Raw genomic sequence first — 10,715 nt, 5'->3', positions numbered from 1 at the left:
CGTAGGCGTTCGGTACGTTACCGGTCGTTCGGTGGGGAAAGGTGTTGGGGCATTTTACCGGATGATCAAAGAGACCACTTTTTTGAAATCGTGAGTTTCGGTCATAGGTCGGTTACTCGCAAGGCACTCCGGCAGGGTTTAAAAAGGATTGGGAAAACGTGGACTTATGGAAAGTTTTGAAGACTCTCACACTCAGACCTCACTGAAGCTCTGGAGACATACCAGTCTGCCGTTGCTGACAAGTCTGACTTCCTCAGCGATGCCGCTGAAGAAGATGCAGTTGCAGCGTCACTGACGGCTAATGCTGCCGACGTAGCTAACCCGACAGATGGCGAGATCGAAACGGCCATCGACGATGTGCTGGAAGGTGCTTCTGGTGCCGCTAAGGGCGTCGAAGATGCTATGGCTAAGGGCTCAGCGGCTACAAGCTACGCGTTCAAGAGCGCATCTGAGTCTGTTCGCGAGTCGATGATTTCTGATCAGCGTTCTGACTACGAGAAAGAAATCGCTGATCTCACCGCAACGGTAGACAAGACCAAAGGTCTGTTGAGCAAGGTTAATGCGCTGCAAAACGCCGAAACTGCGCTGGAAAACGCAGCTGAAGCGGTCGATGCTGCAGAAGCAGAGAACCTCGGTGAAATGGCCAAATTTGGTAAGGTTAATGGCGATGTAACCGTAACTTCTGACTACCAGGACAAAACTGATTTTGTCGTCAAAACTAATGGCGGTGCTACGACTTACATCAAAGTAAACAGCGACGGCGATCTGGTCATCACCGCCGATGGCAAAGGTCTGGAAGGCATCGACGCGCTTTTCGCTACTGCCAAAGCTGAGTACAACACCAACGTTACTCAGGATAATGCGGTAGACAAGATCAACAGTGCGGCGGAAGCTGTAATGAACGCGGAAGCTGATTCAACCGACGCTTCTACCAACATCACCGCACCTGCTGTGACCGACGGCGAAGCAGCAGACGTCGATCTGTCTAACGTTATCAATACCAAAGCCCCGGATTCACTGGCTTTGATCACAGAGCAAGAGGCGCTGGTCAGCTTCAACGAGGCGGTTGCCGACTACACCGCTGCCAAAGCGCTGAACGACGGTCTCGACGCTAAAGACCAGGCCATCACTGACGCTGATGAAGCGATCTCTGAGCTGGGCTACGAGCTGACCGACGGTACTGCAGGCACCGACGACAACGATCTGTTCCTGTACGAAAGCGGCAGCGACGAAACCATCACTGGCTTCGGTAGCGACGGTGAAGATCGTCTCTTCATCGGCACCGACTTCACCTTCAACGAAGGCGACGTCGACACTGATGGCGATGATTCCGCTCTGGAAGTGTTCTTCACTCAAGACGGCAACGACGTCACTATAACGCTGGAAACAGCGGACTTTGGCTCCAACGCTGCTACTCAGGAAGTCGACGAAATCACCCTGGCTGGTGTTAATGTTGATGACCTGCAGTTTGACGGTGGCTACATCGTAGGCGGCACTGCTGCCGACATCGCCTAAGACCCCGTGTCTTTTGGCTAGCTGAGTTCGCTCAGTGACCCTAGGCCCGCCTCATTTGAGGCGGGCTTTTTTGTGTTTGGGCACACGCAAAAACCCCCAGCCGAAGCCGGGGGTTATCACTCGATAAGGGAGCGCGAGCTCTCCTCAACGTGGATCGCTCAGAGGAGCTTAGGCAATGTCAGCGGCAGCAGTAGAGCTGAGGAAGCCGCCTTCGAAGTTCACGTCGTCAGCGGAAACGCCGGTCAGCGTGATCTGGGTAACGTCTTCGGTAGTGGTCGCGTTGCCTGCGAAGGCTTGGCCTTCAACAAACAGCTCCAGGTTACCGGCTGACTCCTGGTAGAACACTTCCAGCGCGTTGGCATCGCCGACACGGTTGTTGATGCTCTCGTTGGCGCCCAGCTCAACCAGCGTGTAGTCGTTGCCGACGTACAGGCGGTCGTCGCCTTGCAGACCGAAGTTGGTGATCGCGGAATCCTGGCCTTCAACGGTCAGGAATACGTCGTCGTCGCTGGTCGCGGCGGCGGTTGTACCGTCCAGATCAACCACGTCAAAGCCGGCTTCGTCCAGCGCGTCAGAAGCAGTCTTGATCGCTTCGTCCTTGCCGTCCAGGCCGTCTTTCAGGTCACGCGCGTTTTCAAAGCGCTCGATAGCCTTGTTCAGCGTTTCGAGGGTGTCCTCGGCTTCGACTACGCCAGTGCTGAGGTCAGCGCCGGCCTTGAAGTTAGCAGTCAGATCGCCGTCAGCCTCCACCAGTGTGTTGCTAGACACGCCTTCGTCGATGATGACGTCGGTGATGTCCTGATCGCTGAGATTGGTCGGATCAGTCTTTTCTTTTGTACCAGCGGCTTTCAGAACAATATTGCCGTCACTGTTCAGCGAGGTGCTACTGATCTCGAAGTATTCTTCTGAGCCGGCCGCGCCCTTCTCGATATACTGCTTAGTGGTCGTGCCGTCGCTATCAAGCCCTTCAACCAGCTGACCGTCGATAACCGAATCATCACTTGCAGTGAATACCAGCTCGCTCTCGATGTTCAGCACTTCGTTAGCGGCCACGTTGTAGGCGTTCAGCGAGTTGTCCTTCGCCACACCCGCGTTGAAGGCCGCTTGCAGGTCGGCTACCAGCGCGTCGATGTTGGTCACGTCATCCGCGTTGATGCCGTCAGCAGCTTTGACCTTGCCTTTTTCGTCGATGACGACAACATCTTTGGCAGAACCAGTGCTGTCTTCGACCAGCGTGACAGAGTTACCAGCTGTCTTGGCAGCATCCGCTGCACCAGTAAGCTCGTCGAGGCTGTCGTAAGCAGTGGCCAGCTTCAGCGGACCATTCAGGTCGCTGCCGGAAGCAGGAATCTTGCCAGAGCCAGTAGTCACTTCGCCTGCCGCTTCAGCAAAAGCGTCGTTGGCCGTTTCCAGCGTTGCCTTGTACGCCTGCTGTGCGGAAGACAGGGTGCTGGACGCTTTCGCCAGACCGTCAACCTGTGCCACTGCATCCTTGGCGTTGGACACGTCTTTCTCGGCTTCGGTTACTGCTTCTTCGATAGCCGCGTTCTGAACAGCGTCGGAGCGCTTGCCGAAGTTGCTCACGTCGACCAGCTGACCAAGGCCAGACGCGTTGCTTGCCGCAGCGGTGTACTCGTCACCGATAGCGGTTTCAACAGCACCCACGTCAGAATCAGCGTCGATGTTCTGGTTGTCCTGAAGCGTCTCGTTGCTGCGAGCGTTTTCCAGGTAGGTTTCCTTGCCGTCACGAGCGGCCAGCAGCGCGTTCAGGCCTTCAGTGAGGTCACTGGTTATCTTTTCTCAACGTTCTGTTTTAGAATGATTTTTTACACGCATCAACCGCACAACCCATCGACAACCTTTATCGCAAGCTGTAACCGTGGCTAAAGACCCCGTTGGAGATGGCGGCATTTTCTGTTGGGCAATGCTTCTCTGAAGGAACCACCCATCAGAGGAAGCTCGCCATGACTGTTACCCTTCTGACTGAATCCGTCGTGCAGGCACTGGTCTGCCCAGCTGACCGTCAGCACTGGGCGGTGCTTGATACGTTGTTTTGCGGGCTTTATGTCGATGTTCAGCGTAGTGGCCGCATGGCATACCGTTTGCGCTATCGTGCCCGGGGGCGTACGCGCTACCTCACTTTGGGAGACGCTCGCATCATGACGCTAGAAGAGGCGCGCACCGAGGCTCGAGAGGCCCTGCGCAAGGTGCGAGTCGGGATGGACCCGCGGGCGGTATTGCTGCCGGGTGCCGGCCCTACGATAGAGGCGTTCTTTACGGAGTATTACCTGCCTTATGTGCAAACTTATAAGCGCAGCTGGAAAACGGATGAAACGCTTCTTCGTCTGCATGTATTGACATGCTTTGGGCCTCGGGGCATGGGAGAACTGAACGGAGCCGATATTGCACGCCTGGTAGGTGCTATGCAGACCCGTGGCTATGCACCGGCGACCATTAACCGGGTGCTGGCGATTCTGGGCTATGGCTATCGCCTGGCGCTGCGTTGGAAAATTCAGGGCATCAGCGATAACCCGGTGCGCTATATTCGCTGTCTCAAGGAAGACAATCGTATTGAGCGCTATCTGAACCAAAAGCAAATCTCGCGTTTACTGATCAGTGTTCGCCAGAGTGATAACCCGTGTCTCGCTGATATCGTATCGTTTTTGCTCTATACCGGGGCGCGCAAAAGTGAGGTGCTCAATGCCCGCTGGCAGGATATTGATTGGACCCATCAGCATTGGCGCATACCGCACACCAAGGCCGGGCGCATCAGGCACGTCCCGTTATCGACCGGAGCGCTGACGCTTCTCGCTCAGCGTCAGGTGACGTATCCGTCCCAGGACAACTGGATCTTCACGAATCCGGCGACCGGCAAGCCCTTTGTCACCGTTTACTACAGCTGGCGTAAGGCCAGAAAGCAGGCCGGGTTGCCGGACCTTCGCCTGCATGATCTGCGCCATAGCTTTGCCAGTTTTCTGGTCAACGCCGGGCGTAGTTTATATGAAGTCCAGATACTGTTGGGCCATGCCAATGCGCGCACAACCAGTCGCTATGCGCACCTAAGTCCCGAGCGACTTCGAGAGGCAGTGGATGTGATCCCATCACTGCAGTAAAGCTATCACCGCCGGTCCCAGGGTGGGCCGGCATATGACACACCGGACATCATTCAATAAAAGGCGTCTTTATGCCCACACCGCTCGTACTAAGCCCCCGGGAATGCCAGAGCAAGACCTGGCATCCACCTCAGGATCTCGCCTTTGCTCAACATCGCTCGTTAATCCCGCTCCATGCCGGGGAGCTGGCCAAGGCCGCGGCCGCCATGCCGTTGGCCGCCGTCAAGGAAGGCCGCGAATGGCGGCTGATGGGCGTGTGCGGCCTGGAAAACGGCTACAACCTCTTTATCCGAGAAGGCAAATGGCTGGGCCACTATCGGCCCGAGTGGCTTTCTAGCTGGCCGTTCGAGATCGTCAGCGTGGGCGAGAAGGGACTGGTGGCCTTTGACCGAGACAGCGGCATGCTGGCCGGTGAGGGAGAGGGTGAGCCCTTCTTCGATGCCGAGGGCCAGATGCTTGATGCCGTGGCGAGCCGCGTGGAAGCGCTCAAGGCGATCCACCGCAAGCAGCAGACCACCCAAAAGGCGCTGGACGCCCTGGCGAGTGCCGGGATACTAGCGCCCTGGCCAGAGACGCTGCGCGACCCGCTGGGCCTCTCCATCGACGGCCTGTATAGGGTCGACGAGCATGCGCTTGCTCAGCTCGACGATGAGAGCTTCCTGACCCTGCGCCGCGCCCAGGCGCTGCCCATCGCCTACGCCATCAACCTCTCCATCCCCCAGACCCATCTGCTGGCTCGCCTGGCACGGCTCAACCCCGCCAGCGCAGCAGCGCCGGAGAACCTGGACGAGTTCTTCGGCGATGACGACGAGTTGAGTTTTGATTTTGACTGAGCCATTCGTCTCGCGTCAGGTACTGGCGTAGCAGGCTCGAGAAAAATAACGTTTAAAGGAATGAATCATGCAGGCCATCGATGCATCAAACGCGGACTATCCGCACATTCTTCCTTCACCACGGCGGCGCATCCGGCGTGACCGGCAGCTGTCATCAGCTCGTGGCCAGTAGTGAGCATTCGCTGCTGGTGGACTGCGGGCTGTTTCAGGGCGAAGATGCCGCCGAGGACAGCTTTGCCCAGTTTGAAGTGAATTTGATATCTGCACCGTGCGTGCGTTGGAAAGCACCATCGAACAGGCCCTTGAAAACCGCGGCACGGTCATCGCCCCTGCGTTCAGCATCGGCCGTATTCGGGCGCTGCTGTACGAGTTTGAAGGTATTGTTCGTTGCTATACAGCCGACGGCGGAAAGAAGGGCGCGGCCGCCCGGCGATAGCCATTGCCGCTAGTGGCATGGACGCCGGCGGCCGAGTGGTCAACTGTTTGCGCGCACGCCGGGCGACCCGCGCCATAAAGCGCCGGGTAATGCTATGCTGCGCGCCTGATTTTTGTACCGGCGGCGGCTCATGGCCGAAACAGCGTCTCGGCGGCAAGGTGAGCGGCCAACCACAGAAAGGAGCCTGACAGGTGAAAATACTGGTAACCGGCGGGGCGGGGTTTATCGGCTCGGCGGTCGTGCGCCATTTGCTCAACGATACCGCGCATTCGGTGGTCAACGTCGATGCGCTGACCTACGCGGGCAACCTGGAGTCGCTGGCCGAGGTGGCCGACAGCCCGCGCTACGCTTTCGAGCACGCCGATATTACCGACGCGCCGGCCATGGCCCGCGTGCTTGGCAAGCATCAGCCGGACGTGATCATGCATCTGGCGGCGGAGTCTCACGTGGACCGCTCCATCGACGGGCCGGCGGCGTTCATGCACACCAACATCATGGGCACCTATACGCTGCTGGAAGCGTCGCGCGCCTACTGGCAGGGCCTGCAGCAGAGCGCGCCGGAAAAAGCTGCCGGGTTTCGTTTTCACCACGTCTCCACCGACGAAGTCTATGGCGATCTGGAAGACCCGGACGCGCTGTTTACTGAAGAGACATCCTACGCGCCCAGCTCGCCGTATTCCGCGAGCAAGGCAAGTTCGGACCATCTGGTGCGTGCCTGGCAGCGTACCTTTGGGCTGCCGGCGGTGCTGAGCAACTGCTCGAACAACTACGGGCCGTACCACTTTCCCGAGAAGCTGATTCCGCTGATGATGCTCAACGCCCTGGCGGGCAAGCCGCTGCCGGTGTACGGCAACGGCCAGCAGGTGCGCGACTGGCTGTACGTGGAAGACCATGCCCGTGCGCTGGTACGCGTAGCCCTTGAGGGCCAAAACGGCGAGACCTACAACATCGGCGGCCACAACGAGAAAACCAACCTTGAAGTGGTGCACGCCCTGTGCGATCTGCTCGACGAGCTGAAACCGGAAAACGCGCCGAACGGGGCCTCGTATCGGGAGCTGATCACCTTTGTGGCCGACCGCCCGGGCCATGATTTGCGCTACGCCATTGATGCCTCGAAAATCGAGCGCGAGCTTGGCTGGCGCCCGGCGGAAACCTTTGCAACCGGCCTGCGCAAGACCGTGCAGTGGTACCTGAATAACCGCGAATGGTGGCAGCGCGTGCAGGACGGCCGCTACCAGGGCCAGCGGCTGGGGGTGTTGTAATGGCAGATGCCAACGCTGAAGCAGCCACCGTTCTGCTTACCGGCGCCAGCGGCCAGGCCGGTTTTGAGCTGTGCCGGGCGCTGGCGCCGCTGGGCCGGGTGCTGGCCCCTGCACGCGCCGAGCTGGACCTGGCCGACGCCGCCGCAGTGGACGCCTGGCTTGAGCGCCACACGCCGGACCTGATCGTCAACGCGGCGGCCTACACGGCGGTGGACAAGGCCGAAGACGAGCCCGCCCTTGCCCGGCGGCTGAACGCCGAGCTTCCTGCACAGCTGGCCGCGTACTGCGCGCGCCACGGCAAGTGGCTGGTGCATTATTCCTCAGACTACGTCTACAGCGGCGCAGGCAATACGCCCTGGGCCGAAGACGCCGCCACTGCGCCGGTGAATAGCTACGGCGAGACCAAGCGCGACGGCGATGCGGCGGTGGTGCAAAGCGGCAGCGCGCATCTGGTGTTTCGCACCAGCTGGGTATACAGCGCCCCGGGCAAGAATTTCGTTAACACCATGCTGCGCCTGGGGGCGGAGCGCGAGTCGCTTGCCGTGGTGGCCGACCAGATCGGTGCGCCCACGCCGGCAAGGCTGATTGCACAGGTCACCGCGCTTGCGCTGGCCCCTTGGCCGCGTACCGGGCAGGCAGCGATTCCGCGCGGGGTGTATCATCTGGCCCCGCGCGGCGAGGCCAGCTGGTGGGATGTGGCCCGGGCGACGTTTGTTGAGGCGGCGAGGCTTGGCATGCCGCTTGCCATCACGCCCGAGGCGGTAGCGCCGATTGCCACGGAAGACTACCCGACCCCCGCCAGGCGGCCGCGCAACTCGCGCCTTAACGTCAAAAAGCTGGAACACGCCCTGAGCATTACGCTGCCGGACTGGCGCGCTCAGCTGGCGCTCACTCTTCAGGAAACAAGGTCGTACCATGCAGCGTAAAGGCATTATTCTGGCCGGCGGCAGCGGCACCCGCCTGCACCCGATTACCCTTGGGGTTTCCAAGCAGCTGCTGCCCATCTACGACAAGCCGATGATCTATTACCCCATCTCGGTGCTGATGCTGGCGGGCATCCGCGAGATTTTGATTATCTCCACGCCGGAAGATTTGCCCCAGTACCAGAACCTGCTGGGCAGCGGCGAGGCCTTCGGCGTGCGCTTTGAGTACGCCGTGCAGCCAAGCCCGGACGGTCTGGCCCAGGCATTTTTGATCGGCGAAGCGTTTATCGGCGACTCACCGGTGTGTCTGGTACTGGGCGATAACATCTTTCACGGCCAGCACTTTTCCGACCAGCTCAGGCGAGCGGCGGAGCAGCCCGGCGGGGCGACGGTGTTTGGCTATCGGGTCAACGACCCGGAGCGCTTCGGCGTGGTGGAGTTTGACGCCGAAGGGCGCGCGATTTCCATCGAGGAAAAGCCCGAGGTGGCAAAATCGCCCTATGCGGTGACCGGGCTTTATTTCTACGACAGCGACGTGGTGGAGATTGCCCGGAGCGTTACGCCGTCCGCGCGCGGCGAGCTTGAAATTACCAGCATCAACAACGCCTACCTTGAGCGCGGCGCGCTGACCGTAGAGCGGCTGGGCCGGGGGTTTGCCTGGCTGGATACCGGCACCCACGACAGCCTGCTGGAGGCCAGCCAGTACGTGCAAACCATTGAGCACCGCCAGGGGCTAAAGGTTGCCTGCCTGGAAGAAATCGCCTGGCTGCAGGGCTGGCTAAGCGATGCCGAGCTTGAAAGTGCGGCACAGAAGCTGAAAAAAACCGGCTACGGCCAGTACCTGAAACGCCGCTTGCAGGCCGCACGGGAGGGGATGTAATGCACGCAGAAAAAACCGCACTGCCCGAGGTGGTCATCCTTGCGCCGAAGGTGTTTGGCGATGCCCGCGGCTTTTTCATGGAAAGCTTCAACCAGCGCGCCTTCGAGGCGGCCACCGGCTGCATTCGGACGTTTGTGCAGGATAACCACTCGCGCTCGCGCCGGGGCGTGCTGCGCGGCATTCACTACCAGCTCGAACAGACCCAGGGCAAGCTGGTGCGCGTGACCCACGGGGCGGTGTGGGACGTGGCCGTGGACCTGCGCCGTTCGTCCCCGCGCTTTGGCCGGTGGGTCGGCGTTGAGCTTTCCGCTGAGAACAACCGCCAGCTGTGGGTGCCGGAAGGCTTTGGCCACGGCTTTGTGGTGCTCTCCGAGACGGCGGATTTTCTCTACAAGACCACCGACTACTACCATCCCGAATCCGAGCGCAGCATCCGCTTTGATGACCCCGAGCTTGGGATTGACTGGCCCGACCCCGGCGTGGCGCTTGCGCTTTCAGACAAGGACCAGGCCGGCAGTGCGTTTGCCGGCGCTGAGGTATTCGCTTAACGCCTCAGTCTGTTAAATGGTCGCTGGGCATTTCCACCGGGCGCGGCTGCTGGAGCATGTTGAGTAAAACCACGGCGCGTTCGGTGCCCTTGGCATACTGAAAAACGGCGCTGATGCCCTTGAACGGCCCGTCGGCAATGCGGACGCAGTCGCCGGCGGAAAAGCGGGTGTGAGCGCCTTCCCGGCGGTGAGGGCAGCGCTGCAGCGATGCGACCAGCGCATCGGGTACGGCGGCGGGAACGTGGCCGAAGCTGACAATGCGCAGCACGCCCCGCGTTGAGCGAATCGGCCGCCAGTTGCTGTTGATTGTGTCCAGCTGGATAAACAGATAAAACGGAAATAGCGGCTCGCACACCCAGGTAAGCTTGCCTTGCCGGCGCCGCTTGCGCTCCAGCACCGGATGAAAGACCTGAAAGTGCTGATTGGCAAGCTGCTCTGCCGCGCGGAACGACTCGCCGGCCTTGCACTGGACGACATACCAGGCGGCGTGGTGCGCGTCGAGAGACGGTGGCGTAGTGATGGCGCATCCTCCCTTCAAATGCGTGATTGACATCCTCCTCTCCCTCACTAACGCGACTCAGGAAGAGGTTTTACGCGCTATTGGGCTAGCGGTGCCTGTCGCGCCGTGCTCTTTAGCATCGCAAGGCATCACCACCCGCTTTCTCCCAGCAGGGCGCGGGCGTTGTTATCAAGCGGCAGCCGAAAATCTGCGCTGCCCAGCACGCGCGCATCGGTGGCGCGTACGATCCGGGCGCTGACGTAGACGTAGTCCTGGCCCTGGGCGTAGGTGCCCATCAGAATCGAGCGGGCGTTATAGCGTTCGCTGAGCCGCTTGACCTGGCGGGACAGTATCAACTCGCCCACCTTTTCTTCGATGAACAGGCTATCGCGCATCTTGACCTCGCGCACGTTGAGGCCACGACGGGCCAGCGCCGAGGCGATCAGCTCTGCGCTGATGCGCCCGAAGGTGGACGAGCGCGTCAAGTCGTCAATATCCACAAAGGTGGCAGCGATCATCGGGCCGCTGTTTTTCAGCGCGGCATTGCCTGCCGTCATGCGTTCGGCGGCCTGGTGGGCCAGTTCCGTGAGGCCAGGGCCCGGTGCCGGGGAGGCGGACATCGTCGCCGGCCCCAGGGTTTTGCAGCCGCCCAGCAGGACGACGGCGGCGGCGAGCACGAGCCCCGGCCACCGGCGCGGGCGTGGCG

General features: G+C 60.4%; 11 protein-coding genes. 8 read left to right on the top strand and 3 right to left on the bottom strand.

Annotated features, from left to right (window positions below):
* Window positions 1-357 precede the first annotated feature (357 nt).
* Window positions 358-1,515 carry a hypothetical protein gene (locus tag ABD654_RS03390; RefSeq protein WP_344702293.1) on the top strand — a complete coding sequence of 386 codons (1,158 nt, stop codon included), beginning with the start codon at window positions 358-360 and terminating at the stop codon, window positions 1,513-1,515.
* A gap of 168 nt (window positions 1,516-1,683) precedes the next feature.
* Here the strand turns inward: ABD654_RS03390 and ABD654_RS03385 are convergent, their stop codons facing one another.
* A complete protein-coding gene (locus tag ABD654_RS03385) occupies window positions 1,684-3,180 on the bottom strand; it encodes a hypothetical protein (protein ID WP_344702291.1) in 1,497 nt (498 codons plus the stop codon).
* Window positions 3,181-3,479: 299 nt separating this feature from the next.
* Here ABD654_RS03385 and ABD654_RS03380 point away from each other — a divergent pair, with 299 nt between their 5' ends.
* From ABD654_RS03380 to rfbC, 7 genes are all read left to right on the top strand, one after another.
* A complete protein-coding gene (locus ABD654_RS03380) occupies window positions 3,480-4,628 on the top strand; it encodes a tyrosine-type recombinase/integrase (RefSeq protein WP_344702289.1) in 1,149 nt (382 codons plus the stop codon).
* A gap of 71 nt (window positions 4,629-4,699) precedes the next feature.
* Window positions 4,700-5,461 carry a SapC family protein gene (locus ABD654_RS03375; protein WP_344702287.1) on the top strand — a complete coding sequence of 254 codons (762 nt, stop codon included), beginning with the start codon at window positions 4,700-4,702 and terminating at the stop codon, window positions 5,459-5,461.
* Between the two features lie 277 nt (window positions 5,462-5,738).
* The gene (locus ABD654_RS03370; protein WP_344702285.1) at window positions 5,739-5,897 is read left to right on the top strand and encodes a hypothetical protein; all 159 of its coding nucleotides are present in this window, start codon (window positions 5,739-5,741) and stop codon (window positions 5,895-5,897) included.
* Between the two features lie 191 nt (window positions 5,898-6,088).
* Window positions 6,089-7,159: a dTDP-glucose 4,6-dehydratase gene (gene rfbB, locus ABD654_RS03365; RefSeq protein ID WP_344702283.1), complete on the top strand. Its 1,071-nt coding sequence runs from the start codon at window positions 6,089-6,091 to the stop codon at window positions 7,157-7,159.
* A complete protein-coding gene (rfbD, locus tag ABD654_RS03360) occupies window positions 7,159-8,085 on the top strand; it encodes a dTDP-4-dehydrorhamnose reductase (RefSeq protein ID WP_344702281.1) in 927 nt (308 codons plus the stop codon). Before rfbB ends, rfbD begins: the two co-directional genes overlap by 1 nt.
* Complete coding sequence (gene rfbA / locus ABD654_RS03355; RefSeq protein WP_344702279.1) at window positions 8,075-8,962, top strand: glucose-1-phosphate thymidylyltransferase RfbA; 888 nt, start codon at window positions 8,075-8,077, stop codon at window positions 8,960-8,962. Before rfbD ends, rfbA begins: the two co-directional genes overlap by 11 nt.
* Entirely contained in the window at window positions 8,962-9,510 is a 549-nt protein-coding gene (gene rfbC, locus ABD654_RS03350) for a dTDP-4-dehydrorhamnose 3,5-epimerase (protein WP_344702277.1), read from the top strand. The genes rfbA and rfbC overlap by 1 nt, the downstream gene beginning before the upstream one ends.
* Window positions 9,511-9,514: 4 nt before the next feature.
* Here rfbC and rfaH read toward each other — a convergent pair whose 3' ends face one another.
* Together rfaH and ABD654_RS03340 are read right to left on the bottom strand one after the other, a co-directional pair.
* Entirely contained in the window at window positions 9,515-10,063 is a 549-nt protein-coding gene (gene rfaH / locus ABD654_RS03345) for a transcription/translation regulatory transformer protein RfaH (RefSeq protein ID WP_344702275.1), read from the bottom strand.
* 95 nt (window positions 10,064-10,158) lie between these two features.
* Window positions 10,159-10,686 (bottom strand): FlgO family outer membrane protein, encoded by a 528-nt coding sequence (locus ABD654_RS03340; protein WP_344702273.1) that lies wholly within the window; start codon window positions 10,684-10,686, stop codon window positions 10,159-10,161.
* Window positions 10,687-10,715: the final 29 nt, after the last annotated feature.

Origin of the sequence: Halomonas cibimaris, from assembly GCF_039537045.1 — a bacterium.
Taxonomy (GTDB): domain Bacteria; phylum Pseudomonadota; class Gammaproteobacteria; order Pseudomonadales; family Halomonadaceae; genus Vreelandella; species Vreelandella cibimaris.
This window is presented reverse-complemented; position numbering and strand designations above follow the sequence as displayed.